This is a genomic window from Pseudomonas sp. 3MA1 (assembly GCF_029237275.1).
In the GTDB taxonomy this organism is placed as follows: domain Bacteria; phylum Pseudomonadota; class Gammaproteobacteria; order Pseudomonadales; family Pseudomonadaceae; genus Aquipseudomonas; species Aquipseudomonas fluorescens_AP.
Map to the genome: position 1 here is coordinate 89501 of NZ_JAACFX010000010.1, position 21060 is coordinate 110560.

Annotated in this window: 21 protein-coding genes; 9 read left to right on the forward strand and 12 right to left on the reverse strand. The window is 63.2% G+C overall.

Translation table 11 applies throughout. The features are described from left to right. Positions 1 to 31: 31 nt before the first annotated feature. The 6 genes from GWQ44_RS24220 to GWQ44_RS24245 form a co-directional block, all read right to left on the reverse strand. Positions 32 to 1021: a heme utilization protein gene (locus GWQ44_RS24220; protein WP_199009988.1), complete on the reverse strand. Its 990-nt coding sequence runs from the start codon at positions 1019 to 1021 to the stop codon at positions 32 to 34. Between the two features lie 63 nt (positions 1022 to 1084). Continuing rightward, positions 1085 to 1663, reverse strand: a complete 579-nt coding sequence (locus GWQ44_RS24225; RefSeq protein ID WP_042942316.1) for a hypothetical protein — start codon at positions 1661 to 1663, stop codon at positions 1085 to 1087. 1 nt (position 1664) lies between these two features. Then, the gene (locus GWQ44_RS24230; RefSeq protein ID WP_047304520.1) at positions 1665 to 2108 is read right to left on the reverse strand and encodes a hypothetical protein; all 444 of its coding nucleotides are present in this window, start codon (positions 2106 to 2108) and stop codon (positions 1665 to 1667) included. A gap of 329 nt (positions 2109 to 2437) precedes the next feature. Next, entirely contained in the window at positions 2438 to 2962 is a 525-nt protein-coding gene (locus GWQ44_RS24235) for an AAA family ATPase (RefSeq protein ID WP_016968596.1), read from the reverse strand. Then, entirely contained in the window at positions 2959 to 3522 is a 564-nt protein-coding gene (gene pnuC, locus GWQ44_RS24240; RefSeq protein ID WP_016968595.1) for a nicotinamide riboside transporter PnuC, read from the reverse strand. Before pnuC ends, GWQ44_RS24235 begins: the two co-directional genes overlap by 4 nt. An 88-nt stretch (positions 3523 to 3610) precedes the next feature. Continuing rightward, positions 3611 to 5245, reverse strand: a complete 1635-nt coding sequence (locus tag GWQ44_RS24245; RefSeq protein WP_042942318.1) for a methyl-accepting chemotaxis protein — start codon at positions 5243 to 5245, stop codon at positions 3611 to 3613. Between the two features lie 295 nt (positions 5246 to 5540). Between GWQ44_RS24245 and GWQ44_RS24250 the strand changes: the two genes are divergently transcribed. Together GWQ44_RS24250 and GWQ44_RS24255 are read left to right on the forward strand one after the other, a co-directional pair. Continuing rightward, on the forward strand, positions 5541 to 6371 hold the full coding sequence (locus tag GWQ44_RS24250) for an undecaprenyl-diphosphate phosphatase (RefSeq protein ID WP_016968593.1): 831 nt from the start codon (positions 5541 to 5543) through the stop codon (positions 6369 to 6371). Then, a complete protein-coding gene (locus GWQ44_RS24255) occupies positions 6368 to 6790 on the forward strand; it encodes a DUF1294 domain-containing protein (RefSeq protein WP_016968592.1) in 423 nt (140 codons plus the stop codon). The genes GWQ44_RS24250 and GWQ44_RS24255 overlap by 4 nt, the downstream gene beginning before the upstream one ends. Here GWQ44_RS24255 and GWQ44_RS24260 read toward each other — a convergent pair. Beyond that, positions 6787 to 7146 (reverse strand): MmcQ/YjbR family DNA-binding protein, encoded by a 360-nt coding sequence (locus tag GWQ44_RS24260; protein WP_016968591.1) that lies wholly within the window; start codon positions 7144 to 7146, stop codon positions 6787 to 6789. The genes GWQ44_RS24255 and GWQ44_RS24260 overlap by 4 nt on opposite strands. Beyond that, on the reverse strand, positions 7143 to 8051 hold the full coding sequence (locus tag GWQ44_RS24265; protein WP_047304517.1) for a LysR substrate-binding domain-containing protein: 909 nt from the start codon (positions 8049 to 8051) through the stop codon (positions 7143 to 7145). The genes GWQ44_RS24260 and GWQ44_RS24265 overlap by 4 nt, the downstream gene beginning before the upstream one ends. Before the next feature lie 131 nt (positions 8052 to 8182). On the opposite strand from GWQ44_RS24265, the gene GWQ44_RS24270 reads away from it, so the two are divergent. Then, positions 8183 to 8794 carry an FMN-dependent NADH-azoreductase gene (locus tag GWQ44_RS24270; protein ID WP_275928421.1) on the forward strand — a complete coding sequence of 204 codons (612 nt, stop codon included), beginning with the start codon at positions 8183 to 8185 and terminating at the stop codon, positions 8792 to 8794. 264 nt (positions 8795 to 9058) lie between these two features. After that, the gene (locus GWQ44_RS24275) at positions 9059 to 10096 is read left to right on the forward strand and encodes a dienelactone hydrolase (RefSeq protein WP_275928422.1); all 1038 of its coding nucleotides are present in this window, start codon (positions 9059 to 9061) and stop codon (positions 10094 to 10096) included. A gap of 1 nt (position 10097) precedes the next feature. Here GWQ44_RS24275 and GWQ44_RS24280 read toward each other — a convergent pair whose 3' ends face one another. The 3 genes from GWQ44_RS24280 to GWQ44_RS24290 form a co-directional block, all read right to left on the reverse strand. Further along, positions 10098 to 11285 (reverse strand): MFS transporter, encoded by a 1188-nt coding sequence (locus GWQ44_RS24280; RefSeq protein ID WP_275928423.1) that lies wholly within the window; start codon positions 11283 to 11285, stop codon positions 10098 to 10100. Positions 11286 to 11531: 246 nt separating this feature from the next. After that, positions 11532 to 13118 carry an ABC-F family ATPase gene (locus GWQ44_RS24285; RefSeq protein ID WP_016965368.1) on the reverse strand — a complete coding sequence of 529 codons (1587 nt, stop codon included), beginning with the start codon at positions 13116 to 13118 and terminating at the stop codon, positions 11532 to 11534. 249 nt (positions 13119 to 13367) lie between these two features. After that, a complete protein-coding gene (locus GWQ44_RS24290; RefSeq protein ID WP_345894551.1) occupies positions 13368 to 14171 on the reverse strand; it encodes an alpha/beta hydrolase in 804 nt (267 codons plus the stop codon). A 291-nt stretch (positions 14172 to 14462) separates the two neighbouring features. On the opposite strand from GWQ44_RS24290, the gene lpxO reads away from it, so the two are divergent. The 3 genes from lpxO to GWQ44_RS24305 all read left to right on the forward strand — a co-directional run bounded on the left by lpxO (position 14463) and on the right by GWQ44_RS24305 (position 17227). Further along, complete coding sequence (gene lpxO, locus GWQ44_RS24295) at positions 14463 to 15362, forward strand: lipid A hydroxylase LpxO (protein WP_016965370.1); 900 nt, start codon at positions 14463 to 14465, stop codon at positions 15360 to 15362. Between the two features lie 258 nt (positions 15363 to 15620). Beyond that, positions 15621 to 16001 (forward strand): hypothetical protein, encoded by a 381-nt coding sequence (locus GWQ44_RS24300; protein ID WP_047304514.1) that lies wholly within the window; start codon positions 15621 to 15623, stop codon positions 15999 to 16001. Between the two features lie 74 nt (positions 16002 to 16075). Continuing rightward, positions 16076 to 17227 (forward strand): PQQ-dependent sugar dehydrogenase, encoded by a 1152-nt coding sequence (locus tag GWQ44_RS24305; RefSeq protein WP_275928425.1) that lies wholly within the window; start codon positions 16076 to 16078, stop codon positions 17225 to 17227. Positions 17228 to 17326: 99 nt separating this feature from the next. On the opposite strand, the gene GWQ44_RS24310 is transcribed toward GWQ44_RS24305, so the two are convergent. Next, the gene (locus tag GWQ44_RS24310) at positions 17327 to 18430 is read right to left on the reverse strand and encodes a GNAT family N-acetyltransferase/peptidase C39 family protein (RefSeq protein WP_047304512.1); all 1104 of its coding nucleotides are present in this window, start codon (positions 18428 to 18430) and stop codon (positions 17327 to 17329) included. 93 nt (positions 18431 to 18523) lie between these two features. On the opposite strand from GWQ44_RS24310, the gene GWQ44_RS24315 reads away from it, so the two are divergent. After that, positions 18524 to 20110, forward strand: coding sequence for a RimK family protein (locus tag GWQ44_RS24315; RefSeq protein ID WP_275928426.1), 1587 nt, complete (start codon positions 18524 to 18526; stop codon positions 20108 to 20110). Between the two features lie 7 nt (positions 20111 to 20117). Beyond that, complete coding sequence (locus GWQ44_RS24320; protein ID WP_016964546.1) at positions 20118 to 21059, forward strand: magnesium transporter CorA family protein; 942 nt, start codon at positions 20118 to 20120, stop codon at positions 21057 to 21059. Position 21060: the final 1 nt, after the last annotated feature.

The window sequence follows — 21060 nt, forward strand, 5'->3', positions numbered from 1 at the left end:
CCCGTTTCCGGGGCTTTCGTTACGATCGCTACTACATGCAGGCTTTGCAGCCGGCGGCGATGGACAGCGAGTTGCTTTGTTGGTTGCCCACACCGGCCGAGACGTTGGCGCCGCCGTTGCCGGAGAAGCCGTTCATCGAGTTGGTCATGCTGGCGTTGTTGACCACTGGGTTTTTCCAGCCGTCTTTGGTCAGCACTTGCTGGGTCCAGTAGCCGGCCAGTTCGATGGTGCCTTGTTCCTTGAAGGTGAGTTTTTGATCGTCGTTGCCGTGGCCTCTGTTGTCGCCATAGCCATGGCCGCTGTGATCGTCGCCGCCTTCGATCTTGCCGCTGCCGGTGCCTTTGTAGGTGCCGGAGGCCACGAAGCCGCCAGTGAGGGTGTCTTTTTTGTAGGCTTGGACACCTTTGTTATCCACCACCAGGTTGGTGGAGGCTTGGTTGGCCGAGGCGGCGGCGGTGGCTACGCGACCACCGGAGACGGCAATGGCCAGGTTGTTTTTCTGTTGGTTGAAGTCGCCAGCGGTGACGTTGATGCCGATGTTGCCGGACCCGTTGTTGCCGGAGCTGTTGAGCGTCGCATTGTTTTGGGTCGACGAGTTTTTCACGTAGTTGTTGTTGTTGACCTGGGTGGCGCTGGAGGCGGCCACGGCGCTGCCGAAGATGAAGCTTTCGTCAGCGGTTGCCAGGGCAGCGGCATTGTCTTGTTGGTTGCCGTCGCCGGCGGCGACGTTGGCACCCATGTTGCCGTTGGAGTTGTTCAGGGAGTTGTCCATCTTGGCGTTGTTGTTGGTGCCCTGATTTTTCACCACGTTGGTGTTGCTGTTCTGCACGTCGATTACTGCAGCACCGGCCCCAGCGGTGATTTGCAGCAGGGTGTTGAGATCCGGACCTTGGTTGTGATCGCCATGGCCATTGCCATGACCGCCGTTGTTACCATGTTCGTTACCACCTGCCTGAGCGGCCATTGCCATGACTGCGGCCAGTGCGAAAACCAGTGGTTTGAGAGCCATTGTAGGTTTCATGGTGTTTCTCCGGTGCTTATTAGTTGGTTAAGTGTTGGTACTTTCTAATTGCACTACGACGGGTCAATCGGCGACCCGGATGCTCAGGGTGTTAGCCATGCGGTTCCCCACCCCGGCACTCTGGTTCACCTGAATCACCCCACGGCTGCCGGTGAAGGCCTGGTCGCTGGTAACGACCTGGCGGCTGCCTTGCTGAGGGTCAGATGCGCCCGAGCTTGGTAACAGCGCGACGTTCTGCTGCGAGAGCGCGCTGTCGTCGATGCTTTGCGGATTGGCGCTGATGCTGATCCGCAAGGCATTGACCATCTGGTTGTTGGCCCCGGAGGACTGGTTGACACCCAGTGCGCCGTTGCCGTTGCTGAAAGAGTGGCCGCCGATGGTGCTGCTGGCATTGACCGAGCGGTCGGCTGGCGTGGTGATCTTCTGGGTCACGCTGGTGCTGGCCTTGGCATTGGTGCCGATGGCGATGGCCCGCACGTTGGTCTGCTGTTGCTGGTCGCCGGCGGCCTGGTTGACGTTGAGGTTGCCGGTGTAGCTCGAGCCGGAGTTGATCAGGGTCGCGGTGTCCTGGACCTGAGTGGCGCTATCGGCCATGGCCGAAGTGCAGGCCAGCAGGGCGAGAAAGAGCAGTGAGGGCTTCATCTCAATGGCCTCCAATGTTGCTCAATGGCGCCATGCCGGAGCTGATGGAGCGGTTGATCGACCCGGAGATCGACGACCCGGAGCCGCCACCGTGACCAGCGCTCATGCCGGGCAGGCCATTGGGGTTGGTCACCACATTGAGGCCGGCGACCCCGCTGCCGTTGGGCATCACGGCGCCGCGAACCAGCGAGCCGCTGTTGATACCGGCGAACTCGCTGTCGCTCATTTCGTTGTTGAGTGTGCCGGTGACCGGCCCCGACGGATTGGCGTTGACCGTGGTCGGATTGGGATCAAGATTCAGGGGACGACCGGCAGGGGTCGGATGCACCTGGCGTTCCAGAACGATCTGGCCATTGCCTGCCGCCAGGACCGGAAGGCAGTGCACCGCGCTGACGGCACAGCCGATCAGCAGTAGGCGGGTGAAACCTTGCTTCAGAGTCCCCACGGCGGCATTCCTTCTTCTCAGTGCTGGCCCTAGTCAGCGTTGACAGGGAGAGAGCAGAAGCCGTGCCGCTTTTGATTTGTCTTGCTGATTCAAGGGCTTGCGAATACGTCCCGGCGTTTGGCGGCCTGACTGTTTCATGCTTGAGACAGTTCGCCATAGCGGCCACTAGCCATAACCTTGCAAATGCTCTGGAACAGGGGTTGCTGCGGGGGTGTATCAGTGACTTAACAGTTTTCCCCGTGCGTGGCGCAGGCCCCTTAATTAGCGGCCTGACCCGCCGCCGGGTGTTTCAGAAATGGACACTCTGGCGCCCGGCCAGCCTTGCCGGATCAGTCCTGCAGCAGTTGCCGGACCTCGGCGAAGGCCTGTTGCCGGCGCGCCTGCCAGTCCCCGCGAATCACCCGATAGGCTTGCCCATGGCGCTCCAGCCACTGCCGGGTGTCGGCAAAGAAGGCCAGGCGCTGCGCCAGCTGCGGCTGGCAGCGCTGACCGTCATCGCTCCAGTCCACATCCTCCGGCGATAGCAGCAGGTGCAGGTCGTAGTGGCGGGCCAGCAGTTGCGGCTCCAGCCAGGCCGGGCAATCGCCGAACAGGGTCTGGCTCCACAGCAGGTTGCTCAACAGGTGCGTATCGAGGATCAGCAGGGCCGGCTGCTGCGAGCGCGCCTGATCCTCCCAGGCCAACTGGCCGCGGGCGATCACAGGGATGTCCGCCAGGCAGGTGTCGCGGCGTTCCTCTTCGATGAAGTGACGCACGTACTCGCCCACCTGGAGGCCGCCAAAATGCGCTTGCAGCTCGGCCGCCAGCCAGCTCTTGCCGCTGGATTCGGGGCCGGTGAGGACCAGCACCTTCACGATTGCAGGGCCGGATCGGCGCGCCAGGTGCGCCAGCCCTGGACCGCCAGCAGGGTGAACAGGGCGTAGAGGGCGGCGGTCAGGTACAGCGCCTTGTAGAGGAACAGGCCGACGAAGATCACGTCCACGGCAATCCACAGCGGCCAGCACTGCACGCGCTTTTGTGCCATCCACCACTGGGCCACCAGGCTGAAGGCGGTCAGGGCAGCGTCGAGCCAGGGTTGCGCGGCGTCGGTCCAGTGGGCCATGGCCGCCCCCAGCAACAGGCTGCCCAGCGCGCCCAGGGCCAGGCCCTGGAGCAGGCCGGCGGTTCGCAACTGGCTGACCGGACGCCCCTGATGCTGATCGCCGCCCCGGGTCCACTGCCACCAGCCGTAGAGCTGCAGCACGGCGTAGACCACCTGCAGGAGCATGTCGGAATAGAGTTTGACCTCGTAGAAGATCCAGCTGTAGAGCAGCACCATGACCAGGCCGATGGGCCAGCACCAGGGGTTCTGCTTGACCGTCAGCCAGACGGCGATCACGCCTAGCGCAGCGGCAAACAGTTCAAGCCCGGACATGGCGGTTCCTTGGGGAAGTGGAGGAGGGGGCGGATTGTACCCAGAGTCGGCCCCGGACGTTAGCCCGGAGCCGCGCAAGCGGTGGCGACTAGACGCGGAACTGGCGCAGCAGGCCGTTGAGCTGTTCCGAGAGTTCCTTGAGGTGCCGGCTGGCGGCGCTGGAATGCTGGGCGGCCAGCGCCGTGCCCTGGGACAGGCCCGCCGCCTGACCGACGTTGTGGTTGATGTCTTCCACCACATGGGCCTGTTGCAGGGTGGCGCTGGCGATCGAGGCGTTCAGTTCGTTGAGGGTGCGCAGGGCCTGGCCGATGGCGTTGAGGCTGGTGCCGGCCAGCCCGGCCTGTTCGATGGTCGACTGCGAGGCCCGGCTGCTGTCGCCGATGACCTTGACCGCGGCTTCGGAGTGACTCTGCAGACGTTCGATCATGCCCTGGATTTCCGCGGTGGACTGCTGGGTACGCTGAGCCAGCAGGCGCACTTCGTCGGCCACCACGGCAAAGCCCCGGCCCTGTTCCCCGGCCCGGGCGGCTTCGATGGCGGCGTTCAGGGCCAGCAGGTTGGTCTGCTCGGCAATGGAGCGGATCACCTCCAGCACGGTGCCGATCTGGGTGCTTTCCGTCGCCAGGGTGCGGATCACTTCCACGGCCTGGTCGATGGTCGTGGACAACTGATCGATCTGCTGCAGACTGCCGTCGATGTTGAGCTGGCCCTGCTGGGCCTGGGCTTCGGCTTCGCGCACTTCGCTGGCCGCGTGTTCGGCGTTCCTGGCCACGTCCTGCACGCCGCTGGTGACCTGGCTGATGGCTGCGGCCACCTGTTCCATCTGCTGGGACTGCTGCTGACTGCGCTCCTGGGCCTCGCTGGCGTTGCTGCCCAGCTCGCTGGAGGATTGCGCCAGCGCGGCGGCGCTGGACTGCAACTGGGTCACCACCCCGCGCAACTTGGCGGTAAAGCCATTGAAGTGCCGGGCCAGCTCGGTGACTTCGTCCTGGCCGTGGGTATCCAGGCGCCGGGTCAGGTCGCTTTCGCCGCTGGCGATGTTGGCCATGGCGTGCACCGTTTCGCGCAGCGGGTTGACGATGCTGCGCACGATCAGCACCACCAGGGCGGTCATCAGCAGCGCAATCACCAGGCCAATGGAAGAGGCCTGCAGGACCTGGGCATAGAACTCCTGTTGCAGGTCGTCGATGTACACCCCGGAACCGATGATCCAGCCCCAGGGCTGGAACAGCTGTATATAGGAGGTCTTTTGTACCGGCTGCTCGGCCCCGGGCTTGGGCCAGCGGTAATCCACCATGCCGGCGCCCTTGGCCTTGGCCAGGGCGACCATTTCGTTGAACACCTGGAAGCCGTCCGGGTCCTTGACCGCCGCCAGGTTCTGTCCGTCGAGCTTGGGGTTGGCCGGGTGCATGATCATCACCGGCGTCAGGTCGTTGATCCAGAAGTAGTCGTTCTGGTTGTAGCGCAACCCGCGGATGGTTTGCAGCGCCTGTTGCTGTGCCTGTTCGCGGCTCAGGCTGCCGGCGGCTTCCAGGCCCTGGTAGTAATTGAGCACCCCGGCGGCGGTCTGCACCACATGCTGGGTTTTCTGTGCCTTGGCCTGGTACAGATCACCGTGAATCTGTCCGAGCATCATTACGCCCAGGGTCACCAGGGTCAGCACCGCCACGATCAGGATCAGCCACAAACGCTGACTGATGGACATCTTGCGCAAGCTATTCATCATCCGGTCACTCCTGATTCTTGTACTTGTCATAAAAGGCCGTGAGCATCCAAGCACGCCGGCCTTCGAGCGCCTACCCTACGGAAGTCCAATAACATCGCGGTGTATTTTGCGCCTGTCTGCTAGGATTTCGGCGCTTTCGCGCAAAACCTGAACCTTTCTGCCTTTTTCACAGAATTTTCATGGGCTTGTGTTGAACTGGCGGCCGGGGAAAATTCACCCGCGCCAAGCGCAGTGACTGAGTCGACTACTTAAAAAAGAGGCATGCCTGGAGCATCGCCTTATTGGGGGATTGATGGATTTTTGGAGCGCCGCACAGGCATTGATACTCGGGATTGTCGAAGGCTTGACCGAGTTCTTGCCCATCAGCAGTACCGGACACCAGATTATTGTCGCTGACCTGCTCGACTTCGGTGGCGAGCGGGCGATGGCCTTCAACATCATCATTCAGCTGGGAGCGATCCTGGCCGTGGTCTGGGAGTTTCGACGCAAGATCCTCGAGGTGGTGATCGGTCTGCCGAGCCAGCCCAAGGCCCAGCGCTTCACGGTCAACCTGCTGATCGCCTTCCTCCCGGCGGTGGTGCTGGGGGTGATCTTCGCCGACCTGATCCATGCCTACCTGTTCAACCCCATCACCGTGGCCACGGCCCTGGTGATCGGCGGGGTCATCATGCTCTGGGCCGAGCGGCGTGAGCATCGGGTGCACGCCGAAAGCGTGGACGAGATCACCTGGAAGGACGCACTGAAAGTCGGTTGTGCCCAGTGCCTGGCAATGATCCCGGGGACTTCGCGCTCCGGCTCGACCATCATCGGCGGGCTGCTGTTCGGCCTGTCGCGCAAGACCGCCACCGAGTTTTCGTTCTTCCTGGCCATGCCCACCATGGTCGGGGCCGCGGTGTATTCGGGCTACAAGTACCGGCACCTGTTCCAGCCCGATGATGTTCCGGTGTTCGCCATCGGCTTCGTCACCGCCTTCATCTTCGCCATGATCGCGGTCAAGGGCCTGCTGAAGTTCATTGCCAGCCACAGCTACGCGGCGTTCGCCTGGTACCGCATCGCCTTCGGCCTGTTGATCCTGGCGACCTGGCAGTTCGGCTGGGTCGACTGGACGGCGGCCAAATCGTGACGACGGGCCGTAGCGAAGCGCGCGTCGGCAGTGGCGCGCGTATCCACCACCTGAAGCTCAAGTTGCTGGTATTTGTCCTGCTGTGCGCATTGCCATTGTTCGGCTCGTTGTCCCTGTGGTGGCGAGCAATTTCGATCATCCCCCTGGTCGCCTATGGCGCCGTCAGCCTGTTGACCTTCCTGCTGTACTGGCACGACAAGCGCCGGGCCAGGGCAGAGGGGCAGCGCACGCCGGAGAACGTGCTGCACGCCCTGGAGCTGGCCGGCGGCTGGCCCGGGGCCTTGCTGGCCCAGCAACTGCTGCGGCACAAGACCCGCAAGCTGTCCTATCAGACCTTGTTCTGGCTGATCGTGGCCGTGCATCAGGTCTACTGGATTGACCGGCTGTTCCTGGAAAACAGCCTGCTGAGCCTGTTCTAGAGCAGCAGCCCGACCTGCGCCCGCTTGGGCAACTTGCCCACCACCAATTGATGGGAGCGTTGCAGCAGTGCCCGGAGTTCCTCGGCACCCAGCGGGTAGGGCGTTTGCATGATGATCCAGTGGGCCCGCGCCAGATAGGGCGCCGGGGCAATGCCCGGACGGTCGACATGACCGAGAAACAGCTCCTGGTCGACCTTGAACGCCAGGGAGCTGCCCCGCAGGTTCTGCAGGGCGAACATCTTGCTGCCGGCAATCGAAAACACCCGCACACCGCCCCATTTATAGTCCTCCCGCGCTCCGGGCAGGTCCAGGCAGAATTGCGCCACTTGTTGTTCAGTGAGGATTGCATCTTTCACAGCAGTCGTTCTCCACAACCTTCGAAGGATTGGCTCAGGTGCTCGATCCAGGCCCGCACGGCCGGCAACACACCGCGGCGGTGAGGATACACCGCTTGCAGCCAGCCGCCGGGCAATGACCATTGCGGCAGCATCTGCACCAGTTGGCCGCTGGCCAGTTCGGCCTCGCAATACATCATCGGCAGGACGGTGCAGCCCAGGCCGGCGAGGGCACAGGCGCGGCGCATGATGAAGTCATCGATGCCCAGGCGCGCTTCCAGGGCCAGGTCGCAGGCATTGCCCTGCTGGTCCAGTAGACGCAGGTGCACCAGCCGATCGGCCTCCAGGGCGCCAAGAATGGGCACCTGCCGCAGGTCTTGCGGATGCTGCACCGGGTGCTCCTTGAGGAAGTCGGGAGTGGCGACGATTACGGTTTGCGCCGGACGCAGGCGGCGGGTCACCAGCAGCGGATCTTCATCGCCGTGTTCACGCACCCGCAGGGCCACGTCGATGCCTTCGGTCACCAGGTCGACGCGGCGGTTGAGCAAGAGCATCTCCAGCTGCACCTGGGGGTATTTCTGCAGGTAGCTGCTGACCAGCGGTGTCAGCAACTCATGGGCCAGCCCCACCGGACTCGACACCCGCAGGCGTCCCCGGGGTTCGCTGGCCATGCTGGCCACGGCTTCGTCGGCCATTTCCGCTTCCAGCAGCATCGCCTGGCAATGGCGCAAGTAACGCTCGCCCACGGCGGTGAGCTTGAGCTGGCGGGTGGTGCGTTGCAGCAGCCGGGCCTTGAGCCGCTCTTCCAGTTCGGCAATGCGCCGCGACAGCCGCGACTTGGGAATGCCCAGCAAACGCCCGGCGGCGGCGAAGCCACCGGCTTCCACCACCTTGGCGAAGTAATACAGATCGTTGAGGTCTTGCATGAGAGGAGGGCTCGATTGTCCTGCTGATGGGACGAACTATCGCATTTGTACTGGCTAATCAGCCATTGAATTCATCTGTAGGATTGCGCACATCCGATCGCCCAGTGGCGGTCCTCACTTGGAGATCCCAGATGAAACTCTTGCATATCGATTCCAGCATCCTTGGTGACAACTCGGCCTCCCGCCAGCTGAGCCACAGCGTGGTTGAGGCCTGGAAAGCCGCCCAGCCTGACCTGACCGTGACCTACCGCGACCTGGCCGCGGATGCCATCAGCCACTTCTCCGCCGCTACCCTGGTGGCCGCCGGCACCGCCGCCGAACTGCGCGATGCCGCGCAGCAGCACGAAGCCCAGCTCAGCGCCCAGGCCCTGGCCGAGTTCCAGGCCGCCGATGCCGTGGTGATTGCCGCGCCGATGTACAACTTCACCATTCCGACCCAGCTCAAGGCCTGGATCGACCGCATTGCCGTGGCCGGCCAGACTTTCCGCTACACCGAAGCCGGCCCGCAAGGCCTGTGCGGTGGCAAGAAAGTGATAGTGGTTTCCACCGCCGGCGGCCTGCATGCGGGTCAGGCTACTGGCGTCGCCCACGAGGATTACCTCAAGCTGCTGTTCGGCTTCCTCGGCATCACCGACATCGAGTTCGTCCGTGCCCAGGGCCTGGCCTACGGTGAAGAAGTGCGCAACAAAGCCCTGAGCGATGCCCAGGCGCAGATCAGCGAGCAACTCTTCGCCGCCGCGTAAGACTTGTGTAAAGACGCTTTCCTGCACGGCAGGCAGCACTAGACTCTGTATTCTGATCACTGTTCAAAGTGATCAGGATGCGGAGTTTTTTTATTGCTGGTTTTCAGTCTTTCTGGCCCAGGTTATGCAGGTTTCGGGAAAAGCGCAGGGGTGTTTCCTCGCTGTGCATACCGGGTGTCGGGCCGATCTCGCTTCAAGGCCTTGGCGGCAAGGGATGGCAGGAGCAAAGGGCTTTCTCGATCCAGCGGCAAAGGTGGGCGTGTCATGAAACGTCTTAGTGCAATGTTACTGATCTGCCTGCTCAGCAGCCTGATTTCGGTGCAGGCCGCCCCTGGGCCCCATCCGCACTGGAGCGTGGGCTTTCATGAGATGAGCTTTCTCGATCCCCTGGACCTGCAGCCGATGCGCGCCATTGCCTTTTATCCGTCCACCGGCATCGAGCACGCCAGTGTGCTCGAAGGCTACAAAATCGCCGCCTCGCGGGACGCCAAGATCGCCATTGGCCGCTTTCCGATGCTGATGCTGTCCCACGGCAATACCGGTACGCCCCTGGCCCTGCACGACCTGGCCACCTCCCTGGCGCGCAAGGGGTTCGTGGTGGTGGCGGTGATTCATCCCGGTGACAACTCCAAGGACCACAGCCGCCTGGGCACCTTGAGCAATCTGTATGGCCGGCCGATCCAGATTTCCGAAGCCATTACCGCGACCCTGGGCGATCCGATGCTGTCGCCCTTCGTCAATGCCGAGCAGGTCGGGGTGATTGGCTATTCCGCCGGCGGCGAGACGGCTTTGATCCTGTCCGGCGCCACCCCCGACCTGGATCGCCTGCGGCGCTATTGCCAGGAACGTCCCGATGACCGTGATGCCTGCAACACCCGGGGCGAGTTGATCGTCGACCGCGACGACCTGCAGCCAGTGGCCGATCCGCGGGTGCATGCGCTGATGCTGATGGCGCCCCTGAGCCTGAAGTTCGGCCGCCACACCCTGGCCGGGGTGCATGTGCCCGTGCTGCTCTACAGCGGCGATGGCGACCAACTGGTGGCCCTGGACAAGAACGCCGCGGCCCTGGCCCGCAAGCTGCCGGTGGCGCCGGAGTTCAAACTGCTGGCCGGCGCCGGGCACTTCGTGTTCATGGCGCCGTGCACCGCCGAGCAGTTGGCGGCCATGCCGGCCCTGTGCACCGATGCCGACGGTGTCGACCGCGAGGATATCCATCGCAACCTGATTGCCGAGGCCGGCAAGTTCTTCGCCCATACCCTGGGTCGCCCAAGCCGGGCCGGGATGCAGACCGCCGACCAGTGATTCAGGCGCCGGCCCGGCGCTTGAGCAACAGGGTCAGGCCAAGACCGCTGATCGAGAGCAGGGCGGCGCAGCAGAAGATCCACCCATACCCCAGGTTCAGCGCCACGGCGCCCATCAAGGGGCCAGCGATGGCCAGGGCCAGATCGAAGAACACCGCATAGGCGCTCAGGCCGGCACCGCGGCTGCTGTTGGGCACCTGCTTGATGGCTTCCACCCCCAGGGCCGGGTACACCAGCGACAGACCGCAGCCGGCAAGTCCGGCGCCGATCAGTGCCCAGGCGGTGGACGGCGCCAGCCAGAGCAGGACCAGCCCAATAGTCTCGATGCACATGCAGGCAATGGCCGCGACAAAGCCGCCAACGCGGCTGATGCTGGAAATGAACAGCAGGCGCGCACAGATAAAGCACACCCCGAACACCGTCAGGCAATAGGCCGCGCCGGTCCAGCCGCGACTGAGGTAGAACAGGGTGATAAAGGTGGTCAGGGTGCCGTAGCCGATGGAAGCCAGGCACAGGCTGGCGCCGAACGGGGCGATGCGTCCGAACACCGCCCAGAACGCCAGGCGTTCGCCGCGAATCACCGGCACCGAGGGTTTGTTGCGGATCAGCAGCAGCGCCAGTACCGCCAACAGCGACAGGGCGATCCCCAGGCTGGCGAAGCCGTACTGCTGCACCATCGCCACCCCCAGCGGCGCGCCCATGGCGATGGCGCCATAGGACGCGATGCCGTTCCAGGAAATCGAGCGCGCGGTGTGCTCCGCGCCCACCTGGCCCATGCACCAACTGATGGTGCCGACCCCGATCAGGCCCTGGGCCACGCCCAGCAGCAGGCGTCCCCCCAGCAGCACGCTCAGGCTCGCCAGCGGCCAGTCCTGCAGCAGCACCGAACCCAGGGTCAGCAGGCCACTGAGCAAAATCCCCAGCAAGCCGTAAATGATCGAGCGCTTGGTGCCCACGGTGTCCGACATGCGCCCGGCCATGGGCCGACTGAGCAGGGTGGCCAGGTATTGCGAGCCAATGGTCAAGCCAGCAACCACCGCACTAAAACCCAATTGTTCGTGCACATACCCGGGCAATACGGCAATCGGCAGGCCGATGCAGAGGAAGGCGATAAAGGTATAGAAGACGATCGAGACGATCTGCAGGGTGATCGCCATGGAGCTTTGAGCGGGGCTTTGTGGCTCTGGCATGAAGGCTCGTTCGCGTGCGGCGGTTAGAGATCCGCATCATCGCGTGACGCGATTATAAAAGGAAGCAGGCTAACGATCTTTCCCCTCCGCCCCGTAGCAGCTGGCTTGCCAGCGAAGGCGTTCTCAGGGGCAATGCCGACTCAAGGGCCTTTTCGCCGGCAAGCCGGCTCCTACGAATGGGGGCGTGCATACGAAAAAGCCCCGTCACACTGGACGGGGCTTTCTTCTTGCCGCTTACCGCTGCCTTTAGAACATGACGCCCTGGCTGCGCAGGTAGTCGTCGTAGGTGCCGCTGAAGTCGGTCACCCCGCTTGGGCTCAGCTCGATGATGCGAGTGGCCAGGGACGAAACGAACTCACGGTCGTGGCTGACGAAGATCAGGGTGCCCGGGTAGTTCTCCAGGGCCAGGTTCAAGGCCTCGATGGATTCCATGTCCAAGTGGTTGGTCGGTTCGTCCATCACCAGCACGTTGGGCTTTTGCAGGATCAGCTTGCCGAACAGCATGCGGCCTTGCTCACCACCGGAAATCACCTTCACCGACTTGAGGATCTCGTCGTTGGAGAACAGCATGCGGCCCAGGGTGCCACGGATCATCTGCTCGCCCTGGGTCCACTGGCCCATCCAGTCGAACAGGCTGACGTCGTCTTCGAAGTCGTGGGCGTGGTCCTGGGCGTAGTAGCCGATTTCCGCGCTTTCAGTCCATTTCACCGAACCGGCGTCCGGGGTCAGCTCGCCCACCAGGGTGCGCAGCAGAGTGGTCTTGCCGATACCGTTGGGACCGATGATCGCCACGCGCTCGCCGGCTTCGACGGTGAAGCTGAAGTTCTGGAACAGGGTCTTGCCATCGAAACCCTTGGACATGCGCTCCAGGGTCACTGCCTGGCGGTGCAGCTTCTTGGTCTGTTCGAAGCGGATGAACGGGCTGACCCGGCTCGACGGCTTGACTTCGGCCAGCTGGATCTTGTCGATCTGCTTGGCCCGGGACGTGGCCTGCTTGGCTTTCGAGGCGTTGGCCGAGAAGCGGCTGACGAAGGTCTGCAGCTCGGCGATCTGGGCTTTCTTCTTGGCGTTGTCCGACAGCAGCTGCTCGCGGGACTGGGTCGCGGCGATCATGTACTCGTCGTAGTTGCCCGGGAACAGGCGCAGCTCGCCGTAGTCCAGGTCGGCCATGTGGGTGCAGACACTGTTCAGGAAGTGCCGGTCGTGGGAAATGATGATCATGGTGCTGTTACGCGCCGTGAGAATGTTTTCCAGCCAGCGGATGGTGTTGATGTCCAGGTGGTTGGTCGGTTCGTCCAGCAGCAGCACTTCCGGATCGGAGAACAGCGCCTGGGCCAGCAGCACCCGCAGTTTCCAGCCTGGCGCGACTTCGGTCATCGGGCCGAAATGCTGTTCCAGGGGAATGCCCAGGCCCAGCAGCAATTCACCGGCGCGGGATTCGGCGGTGTAGCCATCCATCTCGGCGAACTCGGTTTCCAGCTCGGCCACGGCCATGCCGTCTTCTTCGGTCATTTCCGGCAGCGAGTAGATGCGGTCGCGCTCGGCCTTGACCTTCCACAGCTCCTCGTGACCCATGATCACGGTGTCGATCACGGTGAATTCTTCGTAGGCGAACTGGTCCTGGCGCAGTTTACCCAGGCGCACGTTGGGCTCCAGCATGACCTGGCCGCCGGACGGCTCAAGGTCGCCACCGAGGATTTTCATGAAGGTCGACTTGCCGCAACCGTTGGCGCCGATCAGACCGTAACGGTTGCCACCGTTGAACTTGACCGAAACGTTCTCGAACAGTGGCTTGGCGCCGAACTGCATGGTGATGTTAGCTGTGGAGATCAATTACTTACCTACCAATGATTTAGCGCCGACCTTGAATCCACAAAGCGCGATCTGGAGCCTTCCAGGTCGGGCCGGTCTGAGTGTGGAGCTGAGCCAGCGGGCGTACGTCGAGCGCAACATTCCGGCGCCAGGGCCGGGTTGCTGAGCAAAAAGTGCGGGGTGCGTGTTGGAATTTGTGCGCATTGTCGCATATGTAAACGAGCAGTTGTATGACGCTCGGGTAGGGAATTTACCCTGTGGGCGCAATGTTCAGTGGTCACCGGCTGCGTTGTGGGCAGGAATCAACGCTTGGATAAAGGCTTGCAACGGTGCGCCAGCTTCTTGCGGCGCGGCCTGCAGCAGGCAGTGCGGCCCGTGGATGTCCACCAGGTGCGCATCCGGGCGCAACTGGCGGACCAGCGCCGCCGCCGAGGCCGGCACCAGCCGATCGCGGGAGGCCCGCAGGTACAGCAGCGGCACTGAGGTTTCGCTCAGGGCCCGGCTCGCGTCCACCGCGATCACCTCCTGCAGCCGGGCCTGCAATACGGACGGCGCCACCTGGGCAATGGCGGTCGCCAAGGCCTGGCGCAGCGATGGCGTGGAAAAGCCGCCGAGCAGCAGGGCGTCCATCGGCCATAAGGGCAAGCGCTGCACGGGCATGAGTCTGAGCAGCGGCGCCAGGGGCGCCAGCGCCGGCCGTGGGTTGCGCACGAAACTGCAGCACAGCACCAGCCCCAGCAGGCCCGCCGGACGCCGGGCGGCAAGGCTCACGGCCACCGGGCCGGAAAACGACTCGCCCAGCAACACGAACGGGCGGTCCGTCGGCAGTTGTTGCCATACGCGTTCCACCAGGGCGAAGTAGCCCAGCACCTGATCGGCGGGGTAATCCAGCACTTGCACGGGCAGGCTGGGGTCCAGGGCCTGGCGCAGCGGTTCGAACAGGGTGCCGGTGCCGTCCATCCCCGGCAGCAGCACCAGGGTCGGCGAAAGAGGGGTGGCCATCAGTGGCGCTGTCCTTGCGGGGTGGAAGGGAAGTGGGCGGCGCGCAGCATAGCGCAGCCACTCGTTCGACACAGCCCATAGAGGCAGACCAGAGGGCTGCAGAGGGTTTTGTTGAGCTGAATCAAAACCTCACCCGATACCGGCAATTTTCTCCAGAAGTCACGCAGCTTTTCACAAATTTGAGTTAACCCTTGGTTACAAACTGTGGCTAAAATGCCAGCCGACGGCCAGATGCCGAGGGCCGGATCGGCGATGCAAGCCTTCGCCGATCATGTTTTTTTCAACTCAGACGCTGCCATTTGCCTTTGGCCCTCCGGGCTTTCAGGGGCGCAGCATGTTCTCTTCTGACGTGTGACGATTTCCGTGAAACTCATCATTGCCGCTGTATACGTTTTATCCATTGCGTACGTACACCTGCGGGGGCGCGTGCGCCATAAACTGGGACGCCAACTCAGCGATCACTCGACCTTCCTGGCGCCCATCAACTGCTTCCTCTATCTGTTCTCCAAGTTTCCCAACCGGCCCTACCTGGACCCGGCCGACTTCCCCGAGATGAACAAGCTGCAGGAGCACTGGGAAGAGATCCGCGCCGAAGGTCAGCAGTTGCTGCAGGCCGGGGAGATCAAGCGCTCGGACCAGTACAACGACGTGGGTTTCAACTCGTTCTTCAAGACCGGCTGGAAGCGTTTCTACCTCAAGTGGTACGGCGACAGCCATCCTTCGGCGATGAAGCTGTGTCCGCGCACCACCGAGCTGGTGCAGAGCATCGGCTCGATCAAGGCGGCGATGTTCGCCGAGCTGCCGCCCGGTTCGCGCCTGGTTCGCCACCGCGACCCCTATGCCGGGTCCTACCGCTATCACCTGGGGCTGTCCACGCCGAACAACGAAGGCTGCTTCATCGAAGTCGACGGCGAGCGCTACCACTGGCGCGACGGCGAAGCGGTGATGTTCGACGAGACGTACATCCACTACGCGGAAAACACCACCGAGCAGAACCGCATCATTCTGTTCTGCGACGTCGAGCGGCCGATGCAGTATCGCTGGGCGGCAGCGTTCAATCGCTGGTTCAGCCGCACCGTGATGTCCGCCGCCGGCTCGCCCAACGACGCCGGGGACAAGACTGGTGGCCTCAACCGCGCCTTCAACAAGCTGTACAAGATCCGCCTGCGGGGCAAGGAACTGAAGAAGCGCAACCGCACCCGCTACTACCTGGAAAAGTGGGCGATCTTCGCCGCCTTGCTGCTGCTGTTCATCTATATCTGACCGGCCCAGCCCGCCTCTTGGCCTGCTCCTGCATCTGGAGGCGGGCCTGCGCAGGGGCTGGCTTGCCTGCGCGAGCCCGGGCGATGCAGGGCTTAGCGGCCTCTTCGCCGGCAAGCCGGCTCCTACGCGGCGGCGTCTAAGGCGGGCCGCGGACACCGGGTGTTACAGGTTCTAGCGGATTATTTAATTAACAAAGCCGAACCCTGGGCGTAGCGTGGAATCGTATTCGATACCTTGTCGCTCCTCAGGAGGCTTGTCATGAACCGTCTGGCTCGCGGCCTTGCCGCATTGATCACGCTGGCCTGGGCCAGTGGCGCGGCCTGGGCCGCCAGCCCTGAAACGCCTCCTTTCAATCCGCTGCCAGGTGCCATGCAACTGGCGCAAAACCTGCCCAACAGCGGCAACAACGACCCCTACAGCAACCCCATTCGCCGGGCCAATCCCAACAGCATGCAGGGCACCCGGAGCGCCAGTCCGCCGGTGCGCGGCCCCAGCACCGCGCCCATTGGCCGGCCGCCCAGCCTGGAGAATGGCGGTATCGGCAATGGCTATCCCCGTGGCGGGGTGCAGCGGCCAAACCCCGATCCGCGGGTGCAAAGTCCCCGAAACAACGATAGCGACAACAGCAACCGGCGCTGAGGTGCCTTGCTGGATGGGCGGCCGCCGCCGCGCGGGTCGCCAGGGATTCTCTTGAGCCATAGAAGGAAGCGAGCATGTTGCGTAAAACCCTATTGGCCACCTTGTGCGCCAGCGTTCTGCTGGGCAGTGCCTTGCCCGCTTCGGCGGCCAGTGCCCAGTCCTTTGCCAGTGAGCAGGGCCGTCTCAGCCTGACCCCGGTGGTGCAAGGCTTGCAGCATCCCTGGGCCCTGGCATTCCTGCCGGATCGCCAGGGCATGCTGGTCACTGAACGTCCCGGCAACCTGCGCCTGGTGAGCCCGGACGGCAAACTTTCGGCTCCCTTGAGCGGTGTGCCCAAGGTTTGGGCCAATGGCCAGGGTGGCTTGCTCGACGTGGCGCTGTCGCCGGACTTCCAGCAGGACCGCCTGGTGTACCTGTCCTATGCCGAGGGCGGTGGCGAGGGCGGGACTGCCGGCACCGCGGTGGGTCGCGGCCGCTTGAGCGATGACCTGAGCGGGCTCAAGGATTTCCAGGTGATCTTCCGCCAGGAGCCGAAGCTGTCCACCGGCAATCACTTCGGTTCTCGGCTGGTGTTCGATCGCGACGGTTACTTGTTCATCACCCTGGGCGAGAACAACAACCGCGCCACCGCCCAAGACCTGGACAAGCTTCAGGGCAAGATCGTGCGCCTGTATGCCGATGGCCGGGTGCCGGAGGACAACCCCTTTGTTGGCCGGGCCGGGGTGCGGCCGGAGATCTGGAGTTTCGGCCACCGCAACCCCCAGGGCGCGGCGCTCAACCCCTGGAGCGGCACCCTGTGGGAGAACGAGCACGGGCCCAAGGGCGGTGACGAGATCAACCTGATCGAGCGGGGCAAGAACTACGGCTGGCCCCTGGCGACCCACGGGGTCGACTATTCCGGCCAGCCGATTCCCGAGGCCACGGGCCAGACGGTCCCGGGTACCCTGGCCCCGCATCACGTCTGGGAGAAATCTCCCGGCATCAGCGGCATGGCCTTCTACGACGCCGAGCGCTTCAAGCCCTGGCAGCACAACCTGTTCATTGGCGCCCTGGCCGACCGCGAGCTGATCCGCCTGCAATTCGACGGCGACCGTGTCACCCATGAAGAGCGTCTGCTGGGGGACCTCAAGGCGCGCATTCGCGACGTGCGCCAGGGGCCGGACGGTTATCTGTACCTGCTCACCGACGAGGATCAGGGCGGCCTGTACAAGGTTGGCCTGGAATAACCCGCCCCAACACCCACAGCCGTAGGAGCTGGCTTGCCAGCGAAAGCGTCGGCGAGCACAGCACCAGGCTCAAGGACCGCTTCGCCGGCCAGCCGGCTCCTACGCCTGGGGGCGCGAGGAGAGGATGACCGCGGCGCGCAGCTTGCTGCTGCCAAAACTGCACATCTTGTCGAACTCGCCGTGGCTCACCGGCAAGTGCTGGCAGTCCATGGGCTGGCGGTGCTGGCTGTGGTCCACATCCGGATCGTGCAGGTAGACGAAGTCGTCGTCGCAGTCGGTGACTATCACCCAGTGGGGGGCCTTGGAACGGGTCAGGCGGTAGCTGCTGATCAGGACCAGGGGCTGGCCGCCTTCACTGAGGCGCCTGGGCAGGTCCAGCGGTCCGCCCAGCACCTGCTGCACCTCGCTGGCGTCCAGCTCCTTGCAGAACTCGTCGTGGACCAGGCGCATGACGTCCTTTTTATGCTCGTCACGCACGCCATTGAGAAACAGCGGCCCGGCGCTGTTGACCTGCAGGCGCACGGCAAAGCCGCGGCGCCAGGCCGCCAGCGCTAGGCCCTGGGGGCTGCAGCCCCCGTGGCCGGAAGTCATGAATACCGTGGTGGCTTCGCGCCAGATCTGCAGTTCCTCGCGCCGCTCCAGCGAGCGCGAGGGTTGCAGGGCGGCCATGGCCATCAGCAGGCAGGCCGGGCCACAGGTGAAGTCGGTGGTCTGCTGGTAGTAAGGCACGCGGATGGAGCGGGTTTCGCGGTGCTGAAGGATGCGCTTTTCCAGGCGCAGGGCATCGGCGTGGTCTTCGTAATAATCGTGGATCCGGGCAAAGCGCCGGTAGCCATGGCGTTCGTACAAGGCCAGCGCCGCCGGATTGTCGGTGCGTACCTCCAGGCGCAGATAGGCGCAGTCATGGGCCAGGGCGCAGGCCTCGATCCGTTGCAGCAGGCGTTTGCCCAGGCCCAGCCCGCGGGCGTCCTCGGCAATGGCGATGGAGTACAGGCGCGCCAGCGAGGTGCCGCGATGAAACAGCACTAGGGCATAGCCGAGCAAGCGTGCCTGATGCTCGGCCACCAGCAGTTGGCCGTGGGCGCGGTTGATCATCCACAAGAAGCTGCGCGGGGTCAGCCGGTCGCTGGTGAAACATTGCTGTTCCAGGGCCACCAGCGCCGGCAGATCGTCGGGGGTTGCAGTGCGAAAGACAAGATCCATATAACCGCCGTAAAAGTTGCGTAACGAAACGAGACTTCAAAAAAAGTTCGTGCTTAATAGAAAGGGTCAGGTTCTTCAGCGAGAGCGAACTTTATGTCAGCGGTACAAGGTCATTGGCGAGAAGTATCCGAGCAAAGTTTGCCGGCGACAATCACTTCGGCAAGTTATTTTTCCCCACTGGGCAGAACTTCAAGTCAAGTCATCATCATTGTCGAACGCAAGGAAGACTGGGCGTCCTACTTTCCCAGCGAAGACATTCTCACGGCCCAGGAATACCTCGAACAGAGCCGCGAAAGCGTGCCGGGAAAACGCGTTCAGGTGATCAACCTGTGCCGCAGCTACAAGTACCTGGGGCACGGTTACTACTGCTCGCTGTTGGCCGAGGCCCGCGGCCACCGGGTGATTCCCTCGGTGCGCACGATCAGCGAACTGACCCGCAAGGCCCTTTACGGGCTGGCTCTGGACGACCTGGACAAGACCCTGGAAAAAGCCCTGAGCAATCATCTTTACAGTGATACCGAAGGTTTCACCTTGACTCTTTACTTTGGCCGGACGCATATCGAGCCATTGCAGGAGTTGGCCCGCCAGTTGTTTGAACTGTTTCCCTGTCCGATTCTGTTAGTTGATTTCAAGAGAACCGACAGTTGGCATATCGAAGGCGTGAAGTCCGGTGCCTTGCACAAGTTGCGCGATGATCAGGAAGATCAGTTTGCCAACTCGCTGGACAGTTTCAGCCGCAAAGTCTGGCGGGTGCCGCGATCCCGGCAACTGGCCCGTTATGACCTGGCGATACTCCACGATCCCCATGAAGCGCTACCGCCTTCCAATGTCCGGGCGCTGGAGAGTTTTATCCGGGTCGGCAAGGGCCTGGGCATCGACGTGGAACTGATCGAGAAGAAGGACTACTCGCGGCTGGCCGAATACGACGCGTTGCTGATCCGCGAAACCACCAGCGTCGACAACCACACCTACCGCTTTGCCAAGAAGGCCGAGAGCGAAGGGCTGGTGGTGATGGACGACCCGACCTCGATCCTGCGCTGCACCAACAAGGTCTATCTCACCGATCTGCTCAAGGGCCATCAACTGGGCATGCCCGCCACCGAGATCCTCTACAAGGAGCGACCGGAAGACTTCGAGCGGGTCGGCGAACGCCTGGGCTTTCCCCTGGTGCTGAAGATCCCCGACGGCTGTTTCTCGCGAGGCGTGATCAAGGTCGAAAGCCAGCAGGCGCTGCTTGCGGCCACCGCCGAACTGTTCGAGCACTCGGTGCTGCTGCTGGCCCAGGAATTCTTCTACACCGAGTACGACTGGCGCATCGGCGTGCTCAATCGCAAGCCGATCTTTGCCTGCCAGTACTTCATGTCCAAGGGCCATTGGCAGATCTACAACCACAAGGCCAAGGGCCAGGACATCAACGGCGAGTGCCGCACCCTGGCGGTCCACGAAGCGCCGCGAGCGGTGGTGGAGCTGGCGGTGAAGACCGCCAACCTAATCGGCGACGGGCTGTACGGGGTCGACCTCAAGCAGTCCGGGGACAAGGTGGTGGTGATCGAGGTCAACGACAACCCCAACCTCGATGCCGGCATCGAGGACGCCTACCTGCAGGACGACCTGTATTCCCTGGTGCTGGAGGAGTTCGTCCGGCGCCTGGAACTCAAGCGTCGCGGCCAGGCCTGGTGAGGCGCCGATGATCCACAGCTATCGGCTGGCCCACGGCAGCCTGCAAGCAGTGCCTGAGCTGGACGCCCAGGTCATGCTGTTCAGCAACCCGGACCTGGCGGAGCGCGACCTGTTGCACAGCGCCTTCAAGCTCGACGAGCACGCCCTGGCCTCGGCGCTGGACCCGGACGAGGTGTCGCGCATCGAATTCCACCCCGATTACCTGTTCCTGATCTGGAAGCGTCCGGAAAACTATTCCGGCGGCGGCAGCCTGTCCTTCGAGGTGTCGTCCTGCGGCCTGCTGTTTTCCCCGGACCGGCTGCTGGTGATCGCCCCCGACCACACGCCGTTGCAGGGGCTGGGCGCGCGGCACAATCTGCATACCCCGCTGGATGTGTTGCTGGATCTGCTGCTCAACAACATCCATCACTACCTGGGGCACCTCAAGGTGATCAAGCTGGTGGCCCGCGAGCTGCAGGACAAGTTCAACAGCTCGATGGAAAACCGCCACCTGATGCAGATGTTCAACCTCAGCGAGAGCCTGATCTATTACCTCAACGCCCTGCACAGCAATGGCGCGCTGCTGACCCGGCTGCGCAACCATGCGCAAAAGGAGTGCTTCGGCCCGCAGGCGGTTGGCCTGATCGACGACCTGATCATCGAGAACAACCAGTGTTACAAGCAGGCGGAAATCTACTCCACGGTGTTTGCCGGGCTGATGGACGCCCGGGGCAACCTAATGAACAACAGCACCAACAAGCTGTTGCGCAAGCTGACCCTGATCAACGTGGTGTTCCTGCCGCTGAACCTGATTGCCAGCATCGGCGGCATGTCCGAATTCAGCATGATGACCGCCGGCACGCCGTGGTGGATCGCCTATTCGCTGTTGCTGCTGGCCATGCTGCTGGCGGCGGCCGGCATGTCCCTGGGGCTGCGGCGGCTCAGCGGGCACAGCGAGAAGGCCTGCTGAG

What these genes read in the sequence shown, in the direction of transcription:
- GWQ44_RS24300 (WP_047304514.1), top strand. Translation starts at nt 15,621, where the DNA reads ATGAACCGTCTGGCTCGCGGCCTTGCCGCATTGATCACGCTGGCCTGG.
- GWQ44_RS24270 (WP_275928421.1), top strand. Translation starts at nt 8,183, where the DNA reads ATGAAACTCTTGCATATCGATTCCAGCATCCTTGGTGACAACTCGGCC.
- GWQ44_RS24280 (WP_275928423.1), bottom strand. Translation starts at nt 11,285, where the DNA reads ATGCCAGAGCCACAAAGCCCCGCTCAAAGCTCCATGGCGATCACCCTG.
- GWQ44_RS24250 (WP_016968593.1), top strand. Translation starts at nt 5,541, where the DNA reads ATGGATTTTTGGAGCGCCGCACAGGCATTGATACTCGGGATTGTCGAA.
- GWQ44_RS24225 (WP_042942316.1), bottom strand. Translation starts at nt 1,663, where the DNA reads ATGAAGCCCTCACTGCTCTTTCTCGCCCTGCTGGCCTGCACTTCGGCC.
- GWQ44_RS24320 (WP_016964546.1), top strand. Translation starts at nt 20,118, where the DNA reads ATGATCCACAGCTATCGGCTGGCCCACGGCAGCCTGCAAGCAGTGCCT.
- GWQ44_RS24310 (WP_047304512.1), bottom strand. Translation starts at nt 18,430, where the DNA reads ATGGATCTTGTCTTTCGCACTGCAACCCCCGACGATCTGCCGGCGCTG.
- GWQ44_RS24315 (WP_275928426.1), top strand. Translation starts at nt 18,524, where the DNA reads ATGTCAGCGGTACAAGGTCATTGGCGAGAAGTATCCGAGCAAAGTTTG.
- GWQ44_RS24305 (WP_275928425.1), top strand. Translation starts at nt 16,076, where the DNA reads ATGTTGCGTAAAACCCTATTGGCCACCTTGTGCGCCAGCGTTCTGCTG.
- GWQ44_RS24275 (WP_275928422.1), top strand. Translation starts at nt 9,059, where the DNA reads ATGAAACGTCTTAGTGCAATGTTACTGATCTGCCTGCTCAGCAGCCTG.
- GWQ44_RS24220 (WP_199009988.1), bottom strand. Translation starts at nt 1,021, where the DNA reads ATGAAACCTACAATGGCTCTCAAACCACTGGTTTTCGCACTGGCCGCA.
- GWQ44_RS24265 (WP_047304517.1), bottom strand. Translation starts at nt 8,051, where the DNA reads ATGCAAGACCTCAACGATCTGTATTACTTCGCCAAGGTGGTGGAAGCC.
- GWQ44_RS24245 (WP_042942318.1), bottom strand. Translation starts at nt 5,245, where the DNA reads ATGAATAGCTTGCGCAAGATGTCCATCAGTCAGCGTTTGTGGCTGATC.
- pnuC (WP_016968595.1), bottom strand. Translation starts at nt 3,522, where the DNA reads ATGTCCGGGCTTGAACTGTTTGCCGCTGCGCTAGGCGTGATCGCCGTC.